At 68.9% G+C, this 22615-nt stretch carries 22 protein-coding genes and 2 pseudogenes; 18 read left to right on the top strand and 6 right to left on the bottom strand.

Annotated features, from left to right (window positions below):
- Positions 1-13 precede the first annotated feature (13 nt).
- Complete coding sequence (locus tag WS92_RS10500; protein WP_059930162.1) at positions 14-838, bottom strand: IclR family transcriptional regulator; 825 nt, start codon at positions 836-838, stop codon at positions 14-16.
- 178 nt (positions 839-1016) lie between these two features.
- Here WS92_RS10500 and WS92_RS10495 point away from each other — a divergent pair, with 178 nt between their 5' ends.
- From WS92_RS10495 to WS92_RS10440, 13 genes and pseudogenes are all read left to right on the top strand, one after another.
- Complete coding sequence (locus tag WS92_RS10495; protein WP_006027536.1) at positions 1017-2030, top strand: sugar ABC transporter substrate-binding protein; 1014 nt, start codon at positions 1017-1019, stop codon at positions 2028-2030.
- Entirely contained in the window at positions 2027-3592 is a 1566-nt protein-coding gene (locus WS92_RS10490; protein WP_059930160.1) for a sugar ABC transporter ATP-binding protein, read from the top strand. Before WS92_RS10495 ends, WS92_RS10490 begins: the two co-directional genes overlap by 4 nt.
- Positions 3582-4607, top strand: a complete 1026-nt coding sequence (locus WS92_RS10485; RefSeq protein ID WP_059930158.1) for an ABC transporter permease — start codon at positions 3582-3584, stop codon at positions 4605-4607. The genes WS92_RS10490 and WS92_RS10485 overlap by 11 nt, the downstream gene beginning before the upstream one ends.
- Positions 4604-4924: a UxaA family hydrolase gene (locus WS92_RS10480; protein WP_059930156.1), complete on the top strand. Its 321-nt coding sequence runs from the start codon at positions 4604-4606 to the stop codon at positions 4922-4924. Before WS92_RS10485 ends, WS92_RS10480 begins: the two co-directional genes overlap by 4 nt.
- A gap of 36 nt (positions 4925-4960) precedes the next feature.
- Positions 4961-6307, top strand: a complete 1347-nt coding sequence (locus WS92_RS10475) for a UxaA family hydrolase (RefSeq protein ID WP_059930154.1) — start codon at positions 4961-4963, stop codon at positions 6305-6307.
- 136 nt (positions 6308-6443) lie between these two features.
- On the top strand, positions 6444-7283 hold the full coding sequence (locus WS92_RS10470; RefSeq protein ID WP_059930152.1) for an amidohydrolase family protein: 840 nt from the start codon (positions 6444-6446) through the stop codon (positions 7281-7283).
- 157 nt (positions 7284-7440) lie between these two features.
- A complete protein-coding gene (locus WS92_RS10465) occupies positions 7441-8184 on the top strand; it encodes an SDR family oxidoreductase (RefSeq protein WP_059930150.1) in 744 nt (247 codons plus the stop codon).
- A gap of 70 nt (positions 8185-8254) precedes the next feature.
- On the top strand, positions 8255-9097 hold the full coding sequence (locus WS92_RS10460) for an ureidoglycolate lyase (RefSeq protein WP_006027529.1): 843 nt from the start codon (positions 8255-8257) through the stop codon (positions 9095-9097).
- Positions 9098-9206: 109 nt separating this feature from the next.
- Complete coding sequence (locus WS92_RS10455; protein WP_059930148.1) at positions 9207-9983, top strand: SDR family oxidoreductase; 777 nt, start codon at positions 9207-9209, stop codon at positions 9981-9983.
- Between the two features lie 35 nt (positions 9984-10018).
- On the top strand, positions 10019-10357 hold the full coding sequence (locus WS92_RS10450) for an L-rhamnose mutarotase (protein WP_009914716.1): 339 nt from the start codon (positions 10019-10021) through the stop codon (positions 10355-10357).
- A gap of 51 nt (positions 10358-10408) precedes the next feature.
- Positions 10409-10489 (top strand): annotated as a pseudogene (locus tag WS92_RS31785) (DUF4442 domain-containing protein); the annotation flags it as partial.
- A gap of 141 nt (positions 10490-10630) precedes the next feature.
- On the top strand, positions 10631-11728 hold the full coding sequence (locus WS92_RS10445; protein ID WP_051139245.1) for a branched-chain amino acid ABC transporter substrate-binding protein: 1098 nt from the start codon (positions 10631-10633) through the stop codon (positions 11726-11728).
- Between the two features lie 261 nt (positions 11729-11989).
- Positions 11990-12610, top strand: a complete 621-nt coding sequence (locus WS92_RS10440) for a PAQR family membrane homeostasis protein TrhA (RefSeq protein WP_009914721.1) — start codon at positions 11990-11992, stop codon at positions 12608-12610.
- A gap of 36 nt (positions 12611-12646) precedes the next feature.
- Here WS92_RS10440 and WS92_RS10435 read toward each other — a convergent pair whose 3' ends face one another.
- Positions 12647-13114, bottom strand: a complete 468-nt coding sequence (locus WS92_RS10435) for an Lrp/AsnC family transcriptional regulator (RefSeq protein WP_006027524.1) — start codon at positions 13112-13114, stop codon at positions 12647-12649.
- A gap of 330 nt (positions 13115-13444) precedes the next feature.
- Between WS92_RS10435 and WS92_RS10430 the strand changes: the two genes are divergently transcribed.
- The 5 genes and pseudogenes from WS92_RS10430 to WS92_RS10410 all read left to right on the top strand — a co-directional run bounded on the left by WS92_RS10430 (position 13445) and on the right by WS92_RS10410 (position 17932).
- Entirely contained in the window at positions 13445-14830 is a 1386-nt protein-coding gene (locus tag WS92_RS10430) for an amino acid permease (RefSeq protein ID WP_059930146.1), read from the top strand.
- A gap of 31 nt (positions 14831-14861) precedes the next feature.
- Positions 14862-16064 (top strand): amino acid aminotransferase, encoded by a 1203-nt coding sequence (locus WS92_RS10425; protein WP_059930144.1) that lies wholly within the window; start codon positions 14862-14864, stop codon positions 16062-16064.
- A 262-nt stretch (positions 16065-16326) separates the two neighbouring features.
- Positions 16327-16716 (top strand): DUF488 domain-containing protein, encoded by a 390-nt coding sequence (locus tag WS92_RS10420; protein WP_006027521.1) that lies wholly within the window; start codon positions 16327-16329, stop codon positions 16714-16716.
- A gap of 40 nt (positions 16717-16756) precedes the next feature.
- On the top strand, positions 16757-17356 hold the full coding sequence (locus WS92_RS36505) for an SDR family NAD(P)-dependent oxidoreductase (protein ID WP_059930142.1): 600 nt from the start codon (positions 16757-16759) through the stop codon (positions 17354-17356).
- Positions 17311-17932 (top strand): annotated as a pseudogene (locus WS92_RS10410) (GNAT family N-acetyltransferase). The gene WS92_RS36505 and the pseudogene WS92_RS10410 overlap by 46 nt, the downstream one beginning before the upstream one ends.
- Positions 17933-18050: 118 nt before the next feature.
- Here the strand turns inward: WS92_RS10410 and WS92_RS10405 are convergent.
- The 4 genes from WS92_RS10405 to WS92_RS10390 are packed head-to-tail and all read right to left on the bottom strand — an operon-like array spanning position 18051 to position 22608.
- On the bottom strand, positions 18051-19511 hold the full coding sequence (locus WS92_RS10405; RefSeq protein WP_059930138.1) for an efflux transporter outer membrane subunit: 1461 nt from the start codon (positions 19509-19511) through the stop codon (positions 18051-18053).
- Positions 19512-19538: 27 nt separating this feature from the next.
- Positions 19539-20675 carry an ABC transporter permease gene (locus WS92_RS10400; RefSeq protein WP_059930136.1) on the bottom strand — a complete coding sequence of 379 codons (1137 nt, stop codon included), beginning with the start codon at positions 20673-20675 and terminating at the stop codon, positions 19539-19541.
- Positions 20672-21616, bottom strand: a complete 945-nt coding sequence (locus tag WS92_RS10395; protein ID WP_059930134.1) for an ABC transporter ATP-binding protein — start codon at positions 21614-21616, stop codon at positions 20672-20674. The genes WS92_RS10400 and WS92_RS10395 overlap by 4 nt, the downstream gene beginning before the upstream one ends.
- Positions 21613-22608, bottom strand: coding sequence for an HlyD family secretion protein (locus WS92_RS10390; RefSeq protein ID WP_006027514.1), 996 nt, complete (start codon positions 22606-22608; stop codon positions 21613-21615). The genes WS92_RS10395 and WS92_RS10390 overlap by 4 nt, the downstream gene beginning before the upstream one ends.
- Positions 22609-22615: the final 7 nt, after the last annotated feature.

Raw genomic sequence — 22615 nt, 5'->3', positions numbered from 1 at the left:
GCCGGCGCGATCGTCACACGGCCGCCTCGCCGACCATCGACAACCGCGCCGCCGTCGCGTGCAGCAGCGCGACGACCTCGTCGAGCTGCGGCGCGACGTACGCGTCGATCCGGCGGATGTACGGGCACGTGAGCACGGCGATCGCCTGGCCCGCCGGGCCGAGGATCGGGTAGGTGACGTCGGTGACGCCGAACATCTGGCGGCTGTCCTGCTGCACGTGTCCGGCCGCGCGGATCGCGTCGAGGCGCGCGTCGAGATTGCGCGCGGCGAGCGGCTGCTCGCCTTTCACCTTCGTGTGCTCGGCGAGCATGTGCGCGCGCTGCTCGGCGGACTGGAACGCGAGCATCGCGTGGCCCGACGCGGTATCGATGAGCCCGACACGCGAGCCGAGCTTCACCGACATCCCCCAGATGCCGGGCCCGTCGACCTGCGCGATCACGAGCAGGTTGCCCCGATCGTAGACGGACAGATGGCACGACTGCTCGGCCGCGTCCGCGAAGCGCTGCATCGGCGGCAGCGCCTCGGCGATCAGCCGGTGCATCGGCGGGTGCCGGTGCGCGAGCGCATACAGCTTCAGGCTCAGCGAATAACGGTCGCCGCCCGGCGAGCGGATCACGTACTGGCGCGCGACGAGCCGCTCGAGCATCCGGTAGATCTCGCTCGCGTTGCGGCCGAGCTCCTTCGTGATCTCCGTGCGCGTCAAGCCATCCTTGCGTTCGGACAGCAGCTCGAGGATGTCGAGCCCCTTGTCGAGCGCCGGCGCGCGGTAGCGGTCCGCATCGTCGATATCCTGCGGTTCGTCGGCGGAGCCGGCCGGTCGTGGTTTCCTGGCGTTCATGTTGGCGATCGGGTGCGTCGGATAGGGGTGAGGACAGGGATAGGGAAAATACGCAGTCATTCTGCGCCACGGTCTCCTTGACTTCAAAAAGTCCGTATATAAATAATAATTTCGCCAGTGAACATATGGCAACGGTCCGCACGCCGGGCCGACAAACATCAGAGGAAAGGAGACAGGCATGACGTGGATCAATCGCGGGCGAGCGCTCGCCGGGTGCGTCGCGCTGGCGGGCGCGATCGCCGCCGCGCCGGCGGGCGCGGACACGGGCAAGGTCGGGCTCGACCTGCCTTTGCTGACTTCGCCGTTCTGGCAGTCGTACAACAACTATCTGCTGCATTACGCGAAGGACATGCAGATCGATGCGCTCGCGCCCGTCAATTCGAACGGCGATCCCGCGCAGCAGATCACGGACATGACCACCCTGCTGAATCTCGGCGCGAAGGGGATCGTCGTCGGGCCGCTCGATTCGGCGGCGATCGGCCGCGCGCTCGACGCGGCGGCCGCGCGCAAGGTGAGCGTCGTCGCGGTCGACGTCGCGCCGACGCAGGGCAAGGTCGCGATGGTCGTGCGCGCCGACAACCGCGCATACGGCGAGAAGGCCTGCAAGTACCTCGGCGAGCACGTGCAGGCGGGCAAGGTCGTGCAGATCATGGGCGATCTCGCGTCGGTGAACGGCCGCGACCGCTCGGAGGCGTTCCGCGCGTGCATGAAGGGCTATCCGCACCTGCAGGTGCTCGAGATCCCGGCCGCGTGGAAGGGCGACGTCGCCGCGACCGCACTCGACAGCCTGCTGACCGCGAATCCGGACGTGAAGGGCATCTACATGCAGGCGGGCGGCGTCTATCTGTCGCCGACGCTGCAAACGCTGCGCCGCAAGCAGATGCTGTATCCGGCGGGCGACGCGAAGCACGTCGTGATCGTCAGCAACGACGGCATCCCGCAGGAATACGAAGCGATCCGCCGCGGCGACATCGACGCCACCGTGTCGCAGCCCGCCGACCTGTACGCGCGCTACGGGCTCTTCTACATCAAGGCGGCGCTCGCCGGCCAGACGTTCAGGCCGGGGCCGACCGATCACGGCAGCGTGATCGTGCAGCGCGCGCCGGGCATTCTCGAAGACCAGTTGCCGGCGCCGCTCGTGACGAAGGCGAACGTCGACGACAAGAGCCTGTGGGGCAACACGATCAAATGAACGCGACCGCCGCCACCGCCGATGTCACTGCCGCCGCCGCCGCGTGCGGCGGCGCGCCCGTCGTCGAGGCGCGCGCCGTCACCAAGCGCTTCGGCCCGCACACCGCGCTCGCGGACGTCGATCTGTGCGTGCGGCCGGGCGAGTCGCACGCGCTCGTCGGGCGCAACGGCGCGGGCAAGTCGACGCTCGTGTCGATTCTCACCGGGCTGCGCAAGCCGGACGCGGGCATCGTGCGCTTCGGCGGCGAGGATGCGCCGCCGCTCGCCGATCGCGACGGCTGGCGCGCGCGCGTCGCGTGCGTCTATCAGCACTCGACGATCATCCGCGAGCTCACCGTCGCCGAGAACCTGTTCATCAACCGGCAGCCGACGAAGCGCGGCGCGATCGACTGGCGCGCGCTGCGGCGCGACGCGCGCGCGCTGCTCGACCACTGGCGGATCGACGTCGGCGAGGACGCGTGCGCGGGCGACCTGACGGTCGAGGCGCGCCAGCTCGTCGAGATCGCGCGGGCGCTGTCGTACGGCGCGCGCTTCATCATCCTCGACGAGCCGACCGCGCAGCTCGACGGCGACGAGATCAAGCGGCTGTTCGCGCGGATTCGCGAGCTGCAGCGCGACGGCGTGACGTTCCTGTTCATCTCGCATCACCTGCAGGAGGTGTACGACATCTGCCAGGCGGTGACGGTGCTGCGCGACGCGCGGCGCATCGTCAGCGCGCCCGTGGCGGCGCTGCCGCGCGACGCGCTGATCGAGGCGATGACGGGCGAGCGCGGCGGGCTCGCCGTGGCCGATGCGGCGCGCCGCCCGCCGCTGCCGGCCGATGCGCCGCGCGCGCTCGAAGTGGACGGCCTCGCGGGCGGCGATTACGCGCATGTGTCGTTTTGCGTGCGGCGCGGCGAGGTCGTCGGGCTGGCCGGCGCGACGAGCAGCGGCCGCACGGGCGTCGCGGAGGCGGTGGCCGGGTTGCGCGCGCCGCGCGCGGGCGCGATCCGCATCGACGGCGACGCGCTGCCGCCGGGCAACGTCCCCGCCGCGCTCGCGCGCGGCGTCGGTTGCGTGCCGAAGGATCGCCATCGCGAAGGGCTCGTGCTCGGCGAATCGGTGGCCGAGAACGCATCGATGACGATCGCGGGCGCGCTCGGGCGCTTCGGGCGCTTCGGGCTTGCGCCGCCCGCGAAAAAGCACGCCTTCGGCGCGCGGATGATCGACGCGCTCGGCATCGTCGCGCAGGGGCCGCGGCAGCCGGTGTCGGGGCTGTCGGGCGGCAATCAGCAGAAGGTCGTGATGGCGCGCGCGCTTGCGAACGATCCGCGCGTGCTCGTGCTGATCGATCCGACCGCGGGCGTCGACGTGAAATCGAAGGAGGCGCTGCTCGCCGTCGTCGGGCGCGTGCGCGACGACGGCAAGGCGGTGCTCGTCGCGTCGGGCGAGCTCGACGATCTGCGCACCTGCGACCGCGTGCTCGTGATGTTCCGCGGGCGCATCGTCGCCGAGTTTCCGGCCGGCTGGCAGGACAACGAATTGATTGCATCCATCGAAGGAGTCGATGCCCATGAAGTCTAGCCTGACGAGTTCCGCGCTGCCGCCGGGGCCGGCGCGCGCCGTCGCGCGCAAGCCGTTCGAGATCGCGCGGTTGCGCGACCTCGCGTTGTTGCCCGCGCTCATGCTGCTGATCGCGATCGGCGCGTTCGTGAGCCCGAGCTTTCTCACGAAGGCGAATCTGATCAGCGTGCTCGGCGCGTCGGCGGCGCTCGCGCTCGTCGTGCTCGCCGAATCGCTGATCGTGCTGACGGGCAAGTTCGACCTGTCGCTCGAATCGACGGTCGGCATCGCGCCCGCGATCGGCGCGATGCTCGTGATGCCGGCCTCGTCCGCCGGCTTCGGCTTCCAGTGGCCCGCCGCCGCGGGGCTCGCCGCGATCGTCGCGATCGGCGCGCTGATCGGCTTCGTCAACGGCTTTCTCGTCGTGCGGATGCGCCTGAACGCGTTCATCGTCACGCTCGCGATGCTGATCGTGCTGCGCGGGATGCTCGTCGGCGCGACGAAGGGCGGCACGCTGTTCGACATGCCGCCGTCGTTCTTCGCGCTCGCGACGACGATCGTGTTCGGCCTGCCGCTGTCCGTGTGGCTCGCGGCGGCCGTGTTCGGCGGCGCGGCGTTCATGCTGCGCTACCACCGGCTCGGCCGCGCGCTGTACGCGATCGGCGGCAACGGCGAGGCCGCGCGCGCGGCCGGGATTCGCGTCGAGCGGATCACGTGGGGCGTGTTCGTGCTCGGCAGCGTGCTCGCGTCGATCGGCGGGCTCGTCGTCACGGGCTATGTCGGCGCGATCAACGCGAACCAGGGCAGCGGGATGATCTTCACGGTGTTCGCGGCCGCGGTGATCGGCGGCATCTCGCTCGACGGCGGCAAGGGCACGATGCTCGGCGCGCTGACGGGCGTGCTGCTGCTCGGCGTCGTGCAGAACCTGCTGACGCTCGCGCAGGTGCCGTCGTTCTGGATTCAGGCGATCTACGGCGCGATTATTTTGGGCGCGCTGATGGTCGCTCGCGTCGCGGGCGGCGAGGGGCAATCGTGAGCGCGCCCGCCACCGACGCGCGGCTGCTGCTGCTGTCGCCCGACGACAACTGCCTGATCGCGGCGACGCGCCTTTGCGCCGGGCAGTGCGTGACGATCGACGGCGAGCGCGTCGTGCTCGCGCAGACGATCGAGACCGGACACAAGCTCGCGCGCGCGCCGCTCGCGGCGAACGACAAGGTGCTGCGCTACGGCGCGCCGATCGGCCACGTGATTCGCGACGTCGCGCGCGGCGAGCATCTGCACACGCACAACCTCGTGAGCGACTACCTGCCGACGTACACGCACGACGCGGGCCACGCGTTCGTCGCACATTGACGCGGCCGCAACCGTTTATTCAGAGGTGAACCATTCATGTCCATGACAGTCTCGACGCCGGGTTTCGCGGCGATTTCCGCCGAAGGCGAGCGCGTGCCGCCCGACGGCGTGCGCCGCGCGGTGCTTGCGGGCTATCCGCGCAGCGACGGGCGCAAGGGCATCCGCAACGTCGTCGCGGTCGCGTATCTCGTCGAGTGCGCGCATCACGTCGCGCGGGAGATCGTCGCGCAGTTCCGCACGCCGCTGCGCTTCGGCGGCGCCGCGCCGCCCGCGGCCGACGCGCCGCCCGTGCATCTGATCGGCTTTCCCGGCTGCTATCCGAACGGTTACGCGGAAAAGATGATCGAGCGGCTCGCGACGCATCCGAACGTCGGCGCGGTGCTGTTCGTATCGCTCGGCTGCGAGAGCATGAACAAGCGCTACCTCGTCGACGCGGTGCGCGCGAGCGGCCGCCCGGCCGAGGTGCTGACGATCCAGGACGCGGGCGGCACGCTGAGTACGATCGGCGCGGGCGTCGACTGGGTGCGCGATGCGCGAGCGGCGCTCGCGAAGCAGGCGAAGGTGCCGATGGGCATCGGCGAGCTGATCGTCGGCACGATCTGCGGCGGCTCGGACAGCACGAGCGGCATCACCGCGAATCCGGCTGTCGGCCGCGCGTTCGACCTGCTCGTCGAGCAGGGCGCCGCGTGCCTGTTCGAGGAGACGGGCGAGCTCGTCGGCTGCGAATATCACATGCAGAACCGCGCCGCGCGGCCCGAGCTCGGCCGCGAGATCGTCGCGTGCGTGCAGAAGGCCGAGCGCTATTACTCGATCCTCGGACACGGCAGCTTCGCGGTCGGCAACGCGGACGGCGGACTCACGACGCAGGAGGAGAAATCGCTCGGCGCGTATGCGAAGAGCGGCGCGTCGCCGATCGTCGGCATCGTGAAGCCGGGCGACGTGCCGCCGACGCCGGGCCTCTATCTGCTCGACGTCGTGCCGGACGGCGAGCCGCGCTTCGGATTCCCGAACATCAGCGACAACGCCGAGATCGCCGAGCTGATCGCATGCGGCGCGCACGTGATCCTGTTCACGACGGGCCGCGGCTCGGTGGTCGGCTCCGCGCTCGCGCCCGTCGTCAAGGTGTGCGCGAATCCGGCGACATACCGCAAGCTCGAGGGCGACATGGACGTCGACGCGGGCCGCATCCTCGAAGGCCACGCGACGCTCGACGAAGTCGGCCGCGAGATTCTCGCGAAGACGCTCGCGGTCGCGAGCGGCGCGACGTCGAAATCCGAGGCGCTCGGCCATCAGGAGTTCATCCTGACCTACAAGGCGTTCGAGCCGCTCGGGCCCGCGTGCCTGCCCGTCGCGGGGCCGCTGCGCGCGGCGCGGCAGGCATGAGCGCGGCGGCGCGGCGGATGACGGCGGCGGCGAAGGAAGTCTTCGGCGCCGGACGACGGGCGAGGCTTGCGCGTGGCGGCGCGGTTGGCGCGACATCGGATGCGGCGGCAGCGCCGTCGACCGGAAGGAGCGGCGCGTGACCGGCATCATCGACGCCCATCAGCACTACTGGGACCCGTCGCGCGGCGACTACGGCTGGCTCACGCCCGCGCTCGCGCTGCTGTATCGCCCGTTCGGCCCCGCCGATTTCGCGCCGTTGCGCGCGGCGGCGGGCGTCGCACGCACGATCGCCGTGCAGGCGGCGCCGACCGTCGACGAGACCCGCTATCTGCTCGATCTCGCGCGATGCGAGCCGTCGATCGCGGGCGTGGTCGGCTGGGCGCCGCTCGATGCGCCCGATGCGCGCGACACGCTCGCCGCGCTCGCGCGCGATCCTGCGTTCAAGGGCGTGCGCCCGATGCTGCAGGATTTGCCCGATGCCGCGTGGATCGCGAACCCGGCGCTCGCGCCCGCGATCGACGCGCTCGTCGAGCTCGACCTCGCGTTCGACGCGCTCGTGACGCCGCGCCATCTCGCGCCGCTCGCGACGTTCGCGCGCCGCTTTCCGCGGCTGCGGATCGTCGTCGATCACGGCGCGAAGCCGCCGATCCGCGCGGGCCGCGCCGCGTGGCAGCCGTGGGCCGACGGCATCGCGGCGCTCGCCGCGCTGCCGAACGTGCACTGCAAGCTGTCCGGGCTCGCGACCGAGGCCGCGCACGGCTGGCGCCGCGAAACCATCGCTCCTTACGTCGACCATCTGTTCGGCGCGTTCGGCGCGGCGCGGATGATCTGGGGCAGCGACTGGCCGGTGCTGAACCTGAACGGCGACTACGCGCTCTGGCATGCGAGCGCGCGCGCGCTGACCGCCGCGCGCTTCGGCGAACGCGCGTGCGACGCGGTGTTCGGCGCGAACGCCGCGGCGTTCTACCGGCTATGAGCGGGCGCGGCGCGCATCCCGAAAGCATGCGATGCGCTTCGCGCGCCGTTCGCGACCGGCGCCACGCGGCCGGGAACGGCAAGCGCGACCGGCAAGCGCGACGACACATCGACAGATACGTTTCATCCGGCAGAGATCACTTCATCGGGAGCTGAACATGGGAGAACGACTGGCAGGCAAGACGGCGCTCGTCACGGCCGCCGCGCAGGGCATCGGCCGCGCGGCGGCCGAGCGGCTCGCGCGCGAAGGCGCGCGCGTGATCGCGACCGACATCCGCATCGACGCGTTGCGCGACGGCCCGTTCGATGCGCGCGTGCTCGACGTGCGCGACGGCGCGGCGATCGGCGCGCTCGCCGGTGCGATCGGCCCCGTCGACGTGCTGTTCAACTGCGCAGGCTTCGTCCACGCGGGCTCGGTGCTCGACGCGACCGAGGACGAATGGGACTTCGGCTTCGATCTGAACGTGAAGTCGATGTACCGGACGATCCGCGCATTCCTGCCCGCGATGCTCGCGCGCGAGCGCGGCTCGATCATCAACATGGCGTCCGCCGCGTCGAGCGTGAAGGGGGTGCCGAACCGGTTCGTCTACGGCGCGACGAAGGCGGCCGTGATCGGCCTGACGAAGGCCGTCGCCGCCGACTTCGTCACGCACGGGATTCGCTGCAACGCGATCTGCCCGGGCACTGTCGAATCGCCGTCGCTCGATGCACGCATCGCCGCGCAGGCGCACGCGCGCGGCGAGCCGATCGATGCGGTGCGCGCCGCGTTCGTCGCGCGCCAGCCGATGGGGCGCATCGGCAAGCCGGAGGAGATCGCGGCGCTCGTCGCGTATCTCGCGTCCGACGAATCGTCGTTCACGACGGGCGCGATTCATCTGATCGACGGCGGCTGGTCGAACTGAAGCCCGCCGCGCGGCGGCCGCATGCGGCGTTCATGCGCCGTTCATTGGCACTCACCTACCTGGCGAATTCATGAAACTGTTGCGATACGGGGCGAAGTCCCACGAAAAACCCGGCCTGCTCGACGCGCAGGGGCGCATTCGCGATCTGTCCGGCGTCATCGACGACGTCGCGGGCAGCGCGCTTGGCCCCGACGCGCTTGCGCGGCTGCGCGCGATCGATCCGGGGAGCCTGCCGCTCGTCGAAGGCGCGCCGCGGCTCGGCGCATGCGTCGGCCGCGTCGGCAAGTTCATCTGCATCGGGCTCAACTACTCGGACCACGCGGCCGAATCCGGCATGGACGTGCCGAGCGAGCCCGTCGTCTTCGGCAAATGGACGAGTGCGATCTGCGGCCCCGACGATGACGTCGAGATCCCGCGCGGCTCGACGAAGACCGACTGGGAGGTCGAGCTCGGCGTTGTGATCGGCACGGGCGGGCGCCACATCGCGCAAGCGGATGCGCTCGCGCACGTGGCCGGCTATTGCGTGGTCAACGACGTGTCCGAGCGCGAGTACCAGCTCGAGCGCGGCGGCACGTGGGACAAGGGCAAGGGATGCGACACGTTCGGCCCGCTTGGGCCCTGGCTCGTGACGGCCGACGAAGTGCCGGACCCGCACCGGCTGAAACTGTGGCTCGACGTCGACGGCCATCGCTATCAGAATGGCTCGACCGCGACGATGATTTTCCGCGTGCCGTTCCTGATCAGTTACCTGAGCCGCTTCATGAGCCTGCAGCCGGGAGACGTGATCTCCACCGGCACGCCGCCCGGCGTCGGGCTCGGCCAGAAACCGCCCGTCTATCTGCGCGCGGGGCAGGTGATGAGGGTCGGCATCGAGGGGCTCGGCGAGCAGCGGCAGCGGGTCGTGCAGGGTTGACGCGAACGGGGCGCGGCAAGACCGGGCGGGCGTCGCGCGTCGGCCGCTGCGCTTCGCTTCGCCGTCGGGCGATCCGGCGCGGCGCCCGTCGAAACATCGGAGCAGACAAGTGAACCTGAACCTGAAAGACAAGGTCGTGATCGTGACGGGCGGCGGCTCGGGCATCGGCGGCGCGATCACGCTCGCGCTGGCCGGGGAAGGCGCGATTCCGGTCGTGCTCGGCCGCAGCCCGCTCGACGCGGCGTTCGCCGAACGCATGCTCGCATTGCAGCCGCGCGCGCGTTTCGTGCGCGTCGAACTCGCCGATGACGCGCGCTGCCGCGAGGCCGTCGAGGAGACGATCTCGGCGCTTGGCCGGATCGACGGGCTCGTCAACAACGCGGGCGTCAACGACAGCGTCGGGCTCGACGCGGGACGCGACGCATTCGTCGCGTCGCTCGCGAGCAATCTGATCCACTACTACGTGATGGCGCACTATTGCCTGCCGCATCTGAAGGCGAGCCGCGGCGCGATCGTCAACGTGTCGTCGAAGACCGCGATCACCGGGCAAGGCGGCACGAGCGGCTATTGCGCATCGAAGGGCGCGCAGCTTTCGTTGACGCGGGAATGGGCGGCATCGCTCGCGGGCGACGGCGTGCGCGTGAACGCGGTGGTTCCCGCCGAGGTGATGACGCCGCTCTACGCGAACTGGCTCGCGCAGTTCGACGATCCGGACGCGAAGCTGCAGTCGATCGCGCGCAAGATCCCGCTCGGCAAGCGGATGACGAGCGCCGACGAGATCGCGTGGACGACGGTGTTCCTGCTGTCCGAGCGCGCGTCGCACACGACGGGGCAGTGGCTGTTCGTCGACGGCGGCTACACGCATCTCGATCGCGCGCTGACCTGACGCGGCTTCCCCGACGATCGACGACGGAGCGCGCGATGCGTTACTGCCTTGCTTTGGACCTGAAGGACGACCCGGATGCGATCGCGCGCTACGAAGCGCATCACGAGCGGATCTGGCCGGAGGTCGCCGCGCATCTTCGCGCGCATGGCGTCGTGGCGATGGAGATCTATCGGCTCGGCACGCGGATGACGATGGTGATGGAAACCGACGACGCGCGGTTCGACGCGGCGCGTTTCGACGCCGACGCGCGCGCCGACGCGAAGATCGTCGAGTGGGAAGCGCTGATGGGCACGTTCCAGCAGCCGACGCCGTGGACGCCCGCCGGCATGAAATGGACGCCGATGACGCGGATCTTCGATCTTGCGGTGCAGTGATGCGGCGCGTCGAGCCTACGCCTTCGAAACCGACCGCCACGCCGCGATCGCGAGCTCGTCCCGGTCGAGATTACCGATTCGGAAGGCAAGACGGTGTTCACCGCGCGGATCGCGATGAACGTCAAGGCCTGAGCCGCGGGCGCGGACTCCTCGCGAGACTCGCTGCACGAATTTTGAACGGGTATCATCCGATCATATGATCTACGCCCGTCCAACAAGGAGACTGCAGTGAAAAGGAAAACCAACAGACTGTTGCCGATCAGCGCGGCCGCGATGGTGATGGCCGCGGCCTCGGCGCATGCGCTGGCCGATCAGGTCGTGAAGATCGGCAGCGCCGAGCCCTTGACGGGTGGCATCGCCCACCTCGGCAAGGACAACGAGAACGGCGCGCGCCTCGCCGTCGAGGAAATCAACGCGAAGGGCTTCACGATCGGCGGCCAGAAGGTCACGCTCCAGCTCGACGCGCAGGACGACGCGGCCGACCCGCGCACCGCGACGCAGGTCGCGCAGAAGCTCGTCGACGGCAAGGTCGTCGCGGTCATCGGCCACCTGAACTCGGGGACGTCGATTCCGGCGTCGAAGATCTACAGCGATGCCGGCATCCTGCAGATCTCGCCGTCGGCGACGAATCCGGCCTATACGCAGCAAGGCTTCAAGACGACCTACCGCGTCGTCGCGACCGACGCGCAGCAAGGCCCGGCGCTCGCCGACTATGCGAAGCAAAAGGGGATCAGGACGGTCGCCGTCGTCGACGATTCGACGGCCTACGGCCAGGGCCTCGCGAACGAGTTCGAGAAGAAGGCGAAGGCGCTCGGCCTGAAGGTGCTGTCGCACGACGCGACGAACGACAAGGCGGTCGATTTCCGCGCGATCCTGACGAAGATCAAGGGCACGAACCCGGACGCGATCATGTACGGCGGCATGGACGCGACGGGCGGCCCGTTCGCGAAGCAGGCGAAGCAGCTCGGCCTGCGCGCGAAGATCTTCTCGGGCGACGGTGTATGCACCGAGCAGTTGCCCGCGCTTGCCGGCAATGCGGCCGACAACGTCGTGTGCTCGCAGGCGGGCGCGGCGCTCGAGAAGATGCCGGGCGGCGCGGCGTTCCAGGCGAAGTACGAGAAGCGCTTCAACCAGCCGATCCGCTTCGACGCGCCGTTCACGTATGACGCGGTGTACATCATCGTCGACGCGATGAAGCGCGCGAACTCGACGGACCCGGCGAAGATTCTCGCGGCGATGCCGAAGACGAACTACACGGGCGTGATCGGCACGACGGTCTTCGATTCGAAGGGTGACCTGAAGCACGGCGTGATTTCGCTGTACGACTTCAAGGGGGGCAAGAAGACCTTCCTCGATCAGGTGACGATGTAAGCGGGGCGGGCGGCGTTTGCCGCCCGGCTCGCCGAGCGATGAAACGGGCGGGCGCCGGGTTCGGCGTCCGCCCGTTTCGTTTCGCATTGCCGCGCGGGCCTTCGCGCGGCGGTCGATTTTGTTCGGCTCGATCAAGCCGCATCGAATAAATTGCCCGCAAGCGTGGCCGGGGCCACGAAGCGGCCGCCGTCTTCGCCGTGGGATCGGTATCATATGAGCTATTCGTCTTGATCAACCCGTGTCGAAGTGGAGCGTAGCGTCGTGCATGTCGGTGAGCGTTTCAACAGCATTTCCCATCTCGTCGGCGCGGTGCTGTCGGTGGCGGGGCTCGCCACGCTCGTGACGATGGGCGCGCTCGACGGCGATGCGTACAAGGTGGTGAGCTTCAGCGTCTACGGCGCGATGCTGTGCGTGCTCTACGCGATCTCGACGCTCTATCACAGCGTGCGCGGCCCGCGCCTGAAAGCCATCCTGCAGAAGTGCGATCACTCGGCAATCTATCTGCTGATCGCGGGCAGCTACACGCCGTTTACGCTCGTCACGCTGCGCGGGCCGTGGGGTTGGTCGCTGTTCGGCGTGAGCTGGGGGCTCGCCGCGTTCGGCATCGTGCAGGAGCTCACGCTCGGGCGGCGCACCCGCAGCGTGTCGATGGCGCTGTACGTGCTGATGGGCTGGCTCGCGCTCGTCGCGATCCGCCCGCTGGTCCATGCGCTGCCCGCGGCGGGGACGGCTTGGCTCGTGGCGGGCGGCGTCATCTACAGCGTCGGCATCTATTTTTTCGTCAACGACGAGCGCATCCGCCACGGGCACGGCATCTGGCACCTGTTCGTGCTGGCGGGCAGCCTGTGCCAGTTCGTCAGCGTCGCGGGCTACGTCGCATGATGCGCGGCGGCGAGTCCTGCTCGCCACTTCTCGCCGTTACAGCGGCATCGCGCTCGTGCACTTGATCTCGTCGAGGCACACGCTCGAATGCACGCCGCTCACGCCGGGGATGCGCATCAGCGTGTCGAGCAGGAACGTCGACAGGCCCTTCAGATCCGCGGCGACGACCTTCAGCACGTAGTCGATGTCGCCCGTGACCGAAAAGCACTCCTGGATTTGCGCGAGCTCGGAGACGAGCTTCTGGAATGTCGACAGATCGCGGATGTGCCCGCGTTCCATCGTCACCTGGACGAACGCGGTCACGCCGAAGCCGAGCGTGTCGGCGTCGAGCCGGGTCTCGTAGCGCTTGATTGCGCCGATCTCCTCGAGGCGCCGGTGGCGCCGCAGCGTCTGCGCGGGCGACAGCCCGACGGCCTTGGCAAGCTCCAGATTGGAGATGCGGCCATTTTCCTGCAGGATCTCGAGCAGATGGCGATCGATGCGATCAAGAAGCGGTTCTTGCATTTTTGTTTCCTTGATTGTCTCCCGTGTGCAATTTTATCTCATAATGTAGGGTTTGCATGAAGGGCTTACGAAACCCCATTTCATCCTGCCGGCGATAAACTGAGCCCCGATTTTTTGCGCGGGATCAATAAAAACTCGGAGCGTGCAGGCAGGAGCGGAGGGCTGTGCTTCCCGCTCCACGCGAAGACGATGCACGCCGCGCAGGAACTCGACATCCCCAGCCCGGCCGCCCGCCGCGACATCCGCGCCGGCAGCCGGAACAAGTACACGGCGCCCGGGCCAGCCCGAAGGCGCGCCGCCTCCAAAAAGGGCGGACGAGACGGAGAAGACATGGTTTCAGATCAGGACAACGACGGCCTCAAGCGGGGGCTGAAGAATCGCCACATCCAGTTGATCGCGCTCGGCGGCGCGATCGGCACGGGGCTTTTCCTCGGCATTGCTCAGACGATCCGGATGGCGGGGCCGTCGGTGCTGCTCGGCTATGCGCTCGCCGGCGTCGTCGCGTTCTTCATCATGCGGCAATTGGGCGAGATGGTCGTCGACGAGCCCGTCGCCGGCTCGTTCAGCTATTTCGCGAACAAATACTGCGGGCACTTCACGGGCTTCCTGTCCGGCTGGAACTACTGGGTGCTGTACGTGCTCGTCAGCATGGCCGAGCTGTCCGCGGTCGGCATCTACGTCCAGTACTGGTGGCCGGGCGTGCCGACCTGGATCTCCGCGCTCGTGTTCTTCGTCGCGATCAACGCGGTCAACCTCGCGAGCGTCAAGTCGTACGGCGAGACCGAGTTCTGGTTCTCGATCATCAAGGTCGCCGCGATCGTCGGGATGATCGGCTTCGGCGGCTACCTGCTGCTGTCGGGGCATGCGGGCCCGGATGCCGGCGTCGCGAACCTGTGGCGGCACGGCGGCTTCTTCCCGAACGGCATCGGCGGCCTCGCGATGGCGATGGCGGTCATCATGTTCTCGTTCGGCGGCCTCGAGCTCGTCGGCATCACGGCCGCGGAGGCGGACGATCCGTCGCACAGCATCCCGCGCGCGACGAACCAGGTGATCTACCGGATCCTGATTTTCTACATCGGCGCGCTCGGCGTGCTGCTGTCGCTGTATCCGTGGCAGAAGGTCGTGACGGGCGGCAGTCCGTTCGTGCTGATCTTCCACGCGCTGTCGAGCGACACCGCCGCGAACGTGCTGAACGTGGTCGTGCTGACGGCCGCGCTGTCCGTCTACAACAGTTGCGTGTACTGCAACAGCCGGATGCTGTACGGCCTCGCGCAGCAGGGCAACGCGCCGCAGGCGCTCGCGCGCGCGAACCGGTGCGGCATTCCGGTCGCCGCGCTCGGCGTGTCGGCGTTCGCGACCGCGCTGTGCGTCGTGATCAACTATTTCATGCCGGGCAAGGCGTTCGAGCTGTTGATGGGGCTCGTCGTATCGGCGATCATCATCAACTGGGCAATGATCAGCGTGATTCATCTGCGGTTTCGTCAGGCCAAACGCGCGGCGGGCGAGACGACGCGCTTCAGGAGTCTCGGCTACCCGCTGACGAACTATCTCTGTCTCGTCTTCATGGCGGCCATCCTCGTCGTCATGTTCCGCACGCCGGATCTGCGTCTGTCCGTCTATCTGATCCCGGTGTGGCTCGTCGTGCTCGCGGTCGGCTACCGGTTCCGCCAGCGCGGCGCCGGCTATGCGCTCGGCGACGGCGTGTCGGCCCGTTGAACCCGATTTTTCTTCACCTGTAGAAACCGCCATGTTTGAACATATCGATGCATACCCCGGCGATCCGATTCTCACGCTGAACGAGAACTTCCAGCAGGACCCGCGCACGCGCAAGGTCAACCTGAGCATCGGCATCTATTTCGACGACGACGGCCGGATTCCGGTGATGGGCGCCGTGCGCGAGGCCGAAGCCATCGTGCAGCGCGAATCCGGTCCGAAGCCGTATCTGCCGATGACGGGGCTCGCGGCGTATCGCGACGCGGTGCAGGCGGTCGTGTTCGGCGAGGACAGCGACGCGCGCGCGGCCGGGCGCATCGCGACGGTCCAGACGCTCGGCGGTTCGGGCGCGCTCAAGGTCGGCGCGGATTTCATCAAGCGCTACTTTCCGGACGCGCAGGTGTGGATCAGCGATCCGAGCTGGGAGAACCATCGGTTCATCTTCGAGCGCGCGGGCTTCACGGTCAACACGTACCCGTACTACGACGAGGCGACGGGCGGCCTGAAGTTCGACGCGATGCTGGCCGCGATCGATGCGCTGCCGAAGAAGAGCGTCGTGCTGCTGCATGCGTGCTGCCACAACCCGACGGGCGTCGACCTCGACGACGCGCAGTGGCTGAAGCTGATCGACGTGCTGCAGGCGCGCGAGCTGCTGCCGTTCGTCGACATGGCGTACCAGGGGTTCGGCGCGGGTCTCGCGGCCGACGCGTTCGCGATCCGCGAGCTCGCGCGCCGCGGCGTGCCGGCGTTCGTCGCCAACTCGTTCTCGAAGAACTTCTCGCTGTACGGCGAACGCGTCGGCGCGCTGTCGGTGATCTGCGAGGACGCGGCGGCGGCCGCGCGCGTGCTCGGCCAGCTCGCGGGCGCGGTGCGCTCGAACTACAGCAATCCGCCGACCTACGGCGCGAGGATCGTCGCGCAGGTGCTGACGACGCCCGCGCTGCGCGCGCAATGGGAAGAAGAGCTCGCGGCGATGTGCCGGCGCATCGCGAAGATGCGCAGCGCGATCCACGACGGCCTGCGCGCGCATGTGCAGGGCGAGGCGCTGTCGCGCTATGTGAGGCAGCGCGGGATGTTCACGTACACGGGGCTCACCGAGGCGCAGGTCGAATGCCTGCGCGAGCGGCACGGCGTCTATGTGCTGCGCTCGGGCCGGATGTGCGTCGCCGGGCTGAACGAGGCGAACGTCGGCGTCGTCGCGGAAGCGATCGGCGCGGTGATCGCGAGCGGCGTCTGACGTTTGCGCGCGCGTCGGGCGCGGCGGGAAGCTGGGCCCTGGCGCGCGCGGTATGTGGTTGGGGCGGTGCGATGCCGGATGCCCGCGGCGGCGCGTCGGGGGCTGATCGCATCGGATCGCATCGAAGGCGATCGGCGGCGCGATGCGGTTGCGGAGTCGGCATCGGTATCGCGGATCGGCAAGGACCGCGCGCGGTGTGCGGCGCGCGCGCCGGCAACTCAAGCGCGCCCCGCGCGTCGATCACTCTGAACGGGAGTCCAACATGAGCATCAGCATCGTCCGGCTCGGCGAGCCGCGCGCCGACGACGAGGGCGTGCGGATCGGCACCGTGCGCCGTCCGCCGCGCGGCGTGCCGAAGGAAGCGTTCGCGTCGCGCGACTACTACGACGTCTGGCTGCCGACGCTGTCGCCGAGCCCGGAGCTCGTCGCCGAAGCGCAGGCGGCGGAATCCGACGCCGAATGGAAGGCGTTCGCGCGCAAGTTCCGCGCGGAGATGAAGCACGGCGACGCGAGCAGGGTGCTCGACGTGCTCGCCGCGTTGTCGGCAACGTCGAATTTTGCGATCGGCTGCTATTGCGAGAACGAGGCGCACTGCCACCGCAGCGTGCTGCGCGCGCTGCTCGAGGAGCGGGGCGCGTCGATCCGGTCGTGACGGGAGGCGAGGGCGGCGCAGGCGTCGCTGCGGGTCGATTGTGCGCGAATCGAAGACGGCCGACGCGCTGTTCGCGGTGCAACTCGATGCGTTCGGCGCGCGTGACGGCGTGCATGCGTTTTCGCTGCATCACGGCAAGATCGCGACGCCGCTGCAGCGGCATCTGACACGCGACGAGATGATGGCGTTCGACTGGGGCGACGAGCCTGACGTGCTGCTCGATCCGACCTTCAAGACGCCCGCGCAGGGCGCCGCGACGCAGGTATGGGGGCCGCGACGTCGCCGCGTCTCGGCGGGCTCGGCGGACTCTATTGCGAAGACTGCGACGTGGCGTGCGTGGCGGCCCGATTCGACATTGTCAACCTGCGACGGTGAGGCCGCCGCGCGCTCGCGTCGGAGCGCGCATTTCATGATCGAACCCGTGCAGCAGGAGCGGCGCCGATCCCTTGCTCCGTCGCTCGACGCGATCGGCGATCGCTGTCTGTCGACGCAAACCGCGCGTGCGATCGTCGGTTCGCGCGAACCGACGTCGGGCCATGATCGAATCGCGCCGGCCTCCGGCCAGTCCGGAACGGCTCAAACGTGCAAGGGATCATGCAGCAGCAAGTCGATGGCGGCGCCGGCCGATCCGCTCCGGTGATCGAGACGGCGCGCTTGATCCTGTCCGGCCATCGCCTCGAAGATTTCGAAGGCAGCCGGGCACTGTGGGCCGATCCCGGCGTGACCCGTCTGATACGCGACGAACCGTTCGCCGCGGAAGAGTGCTGGCTGCGCCTGTTGCGCTACGTTGGGCATTGGCAATTGCTGGGCTTCGGCTACGGGATGGCTCGCGAAAAAGAGACCGGCCTCTTCATTCTTCATCGGTGAAGTGGGCTTCGCCGATGCGAAGCGCGACATCGTTCCCGCGCTCGGCGATGCGCCCGAACTGGGCGGTGCGCTCGCCCCGGCCGCGTGGGGGCAGGGCATCGCGCGCGAAGCGTTGCATGCGGTGCTCGATTGGGCGGACGCGCATCTGGCGGCTCGGCGCACCGTTTGCCTGATCGGCCCGGAAAATCGTTTCTCGATCCGGCTGGCCGCGGAGTTCGGTTATCGGGAAGTCGCCGTCGCCGAATACAAGGGCGAGCCGATACTGGTTTTCGAGCGGCCGGCCGCCGGCCCACGGCACCCGAGCGATCGGCCGCCGGCTGCCGCACCCGAACGGAACGGGCGCGCGTAGCCGACGGCCGGGCAGCGAGCCGGTCGATCGCTTCCGCTCGTTGCCCGCTCGCGCTCGCCGCGTTACGGCGCGCTGCGCGCGACCACCCATCGATGCACGTTCGCGTCCGCGCCCGATGCTATGGCTTCCGTATCCGATCCGCCGGCGAATCGGGCGTCATGCCGCCCAGCGCCTGAAACAGCGCCGCCGTATCGGCGAGCCGGTCGGCCTGCGCCCGCGTCCTGTCGAGCGCCGTCTGCGACGCCTGGCGCTGGGCATCGAGCAGGCCGAACAGGCTGACGCCGCCCGCCGCATAGCGGGCCTGCGCGATCTCGACGCTCGCCTGCGCTTCCAGCGCCGCGGCGTCGCGCGCATCCAGCGCCTGCGCGTCGTCCTTCAGCGCATCGAGCGCATCGGCGACCTGCTGCAGCGCCTGCAGGACAGTCTGTCGGTACGATGCGAATGCGGCGTCGTAAGCGGCCTGCGCCGCGCGGCGCTTCGCGCGCAGCTCGCCGCCATGAAAGATCGGCTGCGTCAGATTCAGGCCGATGTTCCAGATGTTCATGCCGTCGACGATATCCGCCATGCGCGTGCGCTGCGAGCCGGCGCTCGCCGAGATCACGAATTGCGGATACAGGTTCGCCGTCGCGACGCCCACGTTCGCGCTGGCCTGATGCAGGAGCGCCTCGGACGCGCGGATGTCCGGACGTTCGCGAGCGAGCGTCGACGCAAGCGTGACGGGCACCGTGTCGGGTAGATGCAGCGCATCGAACGCGAGGTCGCCGAAATCGGCTTTCGACGGCGCCGCACCGAGCAGGATCGCAAGCAGGTGGTCCGCCTGCGCGAGCTGCGTCGTCAACGCCGGCAATGACGCGCGCGTCTGCGCGAGCAGCGTTCGCTGCGCTCGCACGTCGAGCCGCGCGACGCCGCCCGCCGCGTAGCGCGCTTCGACGATCGCCAGTTGCTGCGCTTGCGCGTCGATGAGCCGCTGCGTCAGCGCGATCTGCCGTTGCAGCGATGCGCGCCGGATCGCCGTCGACACGACGTTGCCGGCGAGCGTCAAACGAGCGGCCTGAAGCTCGTAAGCCCGGAAATCGACCTGCGCGAGCAGCGCTTCGAGCGCGCGCCGATTGCCGCCGAACGCATCGAGCGCATACGACACGCTCACCGATGCGTTGAGCAGCGTGAACGGCCCGGGCTTCGGCACGTTCGGAATGCCGAACGCGGCCGGATCGACTTTCTGGCGCGCGCCCGAGAGCCTGGCGTCGATCGCGGGAAACAGCGATGCGCCCGCTTGTGCGATGTAGTCCTCGCGCGCCTCGGCGAGCCTCGCGCGCGCCGCGTCGAGCGTCGGGCTGCGTTGCAGTGCCGTGTCGACGAGACGATTCAGCGCGTCGGATCGAAACCGCGTCCACCATGCGGGCAAGGCGGCCGGGGCGGCGGCGAGCGTTTGCGCGGCGTTCGCGGCGCGCGTCGTGACGGGCAGCGCTTCGCGCGCATACGTCGAGACGTCCGGCGGGGCGGGCGGGCGAAAGTCCGGGCCGACCGTGCATCCGCACAGCGCGAACGCGAACGCGAACAGCGGCAGGCAGGGTTTCATCGTCGAGCCTTCTCCATATGTCACGCCCTAGTCGAGCGTGCGCCTGTAGAAGCGCACGGCGACGGCCATCACGACGACGGTGAAGATCGCGATCGGCCACACCGAGGGCCAGAGGTCCGCCCAGCCGTTGCCCTTGAGCAGAATGCCGCGCACGAGGCGATTGAAGTACGTGAGCGGCAGCAGGTTGCCGATCCACTGCGCCCACACGGGCATGCCCGCGAACGGGAACATGAAGCCCGACAGCAACAGGCTCGGCATGAAGTAGAAGATCGTGAGCTGCATCGCCTGCAACTGGTTCTGCGCGATCGACGACAGCGTGATGCCGACCGTCAGGTTCGCCGCGATGAAAAGCAGCGCGGTGACATAGAGCGCGACGAGGCTGCCGACGAACGGCACCTGAAAGACGTAGCGCGCCGCCGCCAGAATGATCGACGACTGCACGAGCCCGATCGCGATATACGGGACGAGCTTGCCCGCGATGACCTCGATGGGCAGCACGGGCGTCGCGAGCAGATTTTCCATCGTGCCGCGTTCGCGTTCGCGCGTCATCGCGAGGCCCGTCATCATGACCATCGTCAGTGTCAGGATCACGCCCATCAGGCCCGGCACGACGTTGTACTGCGTGATGCCTTCCGGGTTGTAGAGCCGGTGGATCCGCACGTCGAACGCGGCGGCCCCGCCGTTCAGATGCGCGAGCGGCCCCGTGATGTCCCTGTCCGCGACCGACTGCACGAGCCCGGGCAGCGCGGCGAGCGGCGCTTGCGTCGTGGTCGGATCGGTGGCGTCGGCTTCGACGAGCAGCGCGGGCCGTTCGCCGCGCAGCAGCCGGCGCGAGAAATCGACGGGGATCGATACGACGAACTGCACGTCGCCCCGCGCGAGCGCGCGCCGGCCGGCGTCGTCGTTCGGCAGCGTCGCGACGAAATCGAAGTAGCCGGACTGCTTCATCGCGGAGACGAAGCTGCGCGAGAACGGGCTCTGATCGCTGATGACGGTCGCGGTGGGAAGATGCTTCGGGTCCGTGTTGATCGCGAAGCCGAACAGCGCCAGTTGCACGATGGGCAGGCCGATGATCATGCCGAACGTGATGCGGTCTCGCCGCAACTGGATGAACTCCTTGAGGACGATGCCCCACCAGCGCGTCACGGAAAAGAGTTCGCTCACGATGACGCCCCGTAGTTGTCGGCGGTGCGGCCCATCATGTAGATGACGACGTCTTCGAGCCCGGTCTCGATCGGCTCCACCCGCACGGGCAGGCCGGCCGTCGCCTGCGCGATCGCCGTTTCGAGCGCTGCGGGATCGCGCCCGCTCGCGTGCAGCGACGAACCGAAGACGACCGTCTGGTCGACGCCGGGCGTCTTGCGCAACCGCTCCGACAGCTCGGCCAGACGCTCGCCGTGAATCGCCCGCGTCACGAGTGCCTGCGACGCCGTGATGTCCTGCGCGCTGCCCTGCGCGAGCAGCTTGCCGTATGCGAGGTAGGCGAGCTTGTGGCAGCGCTCCGCTTCGTCCATGTAGTGCGTGCTGACCAGCACCGAAATGCCTTGCGCGGCCAGCCGGTGCAGCTCTTCCCAGAAGTCCCGGCGTGCGGTGGGATCGACGCCCGCCGTCGGCTCGTCGAGCAGCAGCAGTTCCGGTTCGTGGAGCATGCACGCGGCGAGCGCGAGCCGCTGCTTCCAGCCGCCCGACAGCGCGCCCGTCAACTGGGCGGCGCGCGTTTGCAGCCCGAGGTGCTCGAGCGCGCGCTCGATCTTTTCCTTGCGGTTGCGCATCCGGTAGATGCGCGCGACGAAATCGAGGTTCTCGCGAACCGTCATGTCGTCCCAGTACGAGAAACGTTGCGTCATGTAGCCGACGTTGCGCTTGATCTGCGCGCTCTCGCGCACGATGTCGTAGCCGAGGCACGTGCCGCTGCCCGAGTCGGGCGTGAGCAACCCGCACATCATGCGGATCGACGTGGTCTTGCCGCTGCCGTTCGGCCCGAGAAAACCGAAAATCTCGCCGCGCGCGACCTGCAGCGACACATCGTTGACGACATGCTTGTCGCCGAAGCGCTTGTTGAGGTTGCGCACGTCGATCGCGAGCGGCGCGTCGCGCGTGTTCATCGCAGCGTCACCGAGACAGGCTGGCCGGGATGCAGGCGCTGCGCATCGTCGACGGAAGGGCGCGCCTCGACCATGAACACGAGCTTCGAGCGGCTTTCGTTGCTGTAGATGACGGGCGGCGTGTATTCGGCCGAGCTCGACACGTAGGTGATGCGGGCCGCCACGTCCGACGCGCAGCCGTCGCAGCGGATCGTCAGCGCGCGGCCGGGCGCGAGCGATCCGACCACGGCCTGCGGCACGAAGAAGCGCACCTTCACGTTCTGCGGCGGCAGCATCTGCACGACGGGGCTGCCTGCCTGCACCCATTCGCCGACGCGATAGAGCGTGTCGTACACGCGCCCGCCGGCGGGCGCGGCGACGCGCGTCTGATCGAGCTTCCATTGCGCCTGCGCGACCGCCGCCTGCGCCGCTTCGACGAATGCGGCCTGCGCGAGCAGTTGCTGCGGCCGCCCCGGCAGCCTCGCGACCTCGACCGCGTCGGTCAGCTCCCGCACCTGGGCGCGAGCCGCGTCGGCGGCCGCGCGCGAATCGTCGAGCTGCCCCTTCGGGATGCCGCCCGCACGATACTGCGCTTCGTCGCGCGCCGATTGCAATTCGGCCTTGCGAGCCGTCGCGACGGCCTGCGCGAGCTGCGCGCTCGTCACGCCGACTTCGGGCGCCCGCTTGCCCGTCCGGAGATCGGCGAATTGCGCGCTCGCCGCGGCGAGTTGCTGCTGCGCCTGCCGCAGCGCATTCGCCTCGTCGACGGATTCGAGCGTGAAGACGACGGCGTTCGCGTCGACGTGCTGGCCGCGAGCGACGTCGAGCCGGGTCAGCTTGCCGGACTGCGACGAGGCGAGATACACGAATTCGCCTTCGACATACCCTTGCCAGGCCGTCTCGTCCCGATGCGAGCACGCGCCGAGCATGACGCACGCGGCGGATGCGGCGGACGCTGCGCCGATCGGGAGCGCGCGCGCAAACGGGCGCAAACGCGGGCGGAAACGCTTCATGGCGTGG

The organism is Burkholderia sp. MSMB1588 (assembly GCF_001546925.1).
Classification (GTDB): Bacteria; Pseudomonadota; Gammaproteobacteria; order Burkholderiales; family Burkholderiaceae; genus Burkholderia; species Burkholderia humptydooensis.
The sequence above is the reverse complement of the archived record's forward strand: the minus strand, read 5'-3'. Positions and strand labels throughout refer to the sequence as shown.

Bases quoted from the DNA above. Each gene is read 5' to 3' on its own strand.
- WS92_RS10475 (WP_059930154.1), top strand. From the start codon at position 4,961: ATGTCCATGACAGTCTCGACGCCGGGTTTCGCGGCGATTTCCGCCGAA.
- WS92_RS10425 (WP_059930144.1), top strand. From the start codon at position 14,862: ATGTTTGAACATATCGATGCATACCCCGGCGATCCGATTCTCACGCTG.
- WS92_RS10495 (WP_006027536.1), top strand. From the start codon at position 1,017: ATGACGTGGATCAATCGCGGGCGAGCGCTCGCCGGGTGCGTCGCGCTG.
- WS92_RS10485 (WP_059930158.1), top strand. From the start codon at position 3,582: ATGAAGTCTAGCCTGACGAGTTCCGCGCTGCCGCCGGGGCCGGCGCGC.
- WS92_RS10465 (WP_059930150.1), top strand. From the start codon at position 7,441: ATGGGAGAACGACTGGCAGGCAAGACGGCGCTCGTCACGGCCGCCGCG.
- WS92_RS10420 (WP_006027521.1), top strand. From the start codon at position 16,327: ATGAGCATCAGCATCGTCCGGCTCGGCGAGCCGCGCGCCGACGACGAG.
- WS92_RS10395 (WP_059930134.1), bottom strand. From the start codon at position 21,616: ATGAACACGCGCGACGCGCCGCTCGCGATCGACGTGCGCAACCTCAAC.
- WS92_RS10460 (WP_006027529.1), top strand. From the start codon at position 8,255: ATGAAACTGTTGCGATACGGGGCGAAGTCCCACGAAAAACCCGGCCTG.
- WS92_RS10390 (WP_006027514.1), bottom strand. From the start codon at position 22,608: ATGAAGCGTTTCCGCCCGCGTTTGCGCCCGTTTGCGCGCGCGCTCCCG.
- WS92_RS10430 (WP_059930146.1), top strand. From the start codon at position 13,445: ATGGTTTCAGATCAGGACAACGACGGCCTCAAGCGGGGGCTGAAGAAT.
- WS92_RS10405 (WP_059930138.1), bottom strand. From the start codon at position 19,511: ATGAAACCCTGCCTGCCGCTGTTCGCGTTCGCGTTCGCGCTGTGCGGA.
- WS92_RS10500 (WP_059930162.1), bottom strand. From the start codon at position 838: ATGAACGCCAGGAAACCACGACCGGCCGGCTCCGCCGACGAACCGCAG.
- WS92_RS10445 (WP_051139245.1), top strand. From the start codon at position 10,631: ATGGTGATGGCCGCGGCCTCGGCGCATGCGCTGGCCGATCAGGTCGTG.
- WS92_RS10435 (WP_006027524.1), bottom strand. From the start codon at position 13,114: ATGCAAGAACCGCTTCTTGATCGCATCGATCGCCATCTGCTCGAGATC.
- WS92_RS10490 (WP_059930160.1), top strand. From the start codon at position 2,027: ATGAACGCGACCGCCGCCACCGCCGATGTCACTGCCGCCGCCGCCGCG.
- WS92_RS10450 (WP_009914716.1), top strand. From the start codon at position 10,019: ATGCGTTACTGCCTTGCTTTGGACCTGAAGGACGACCCGGATGCGATC.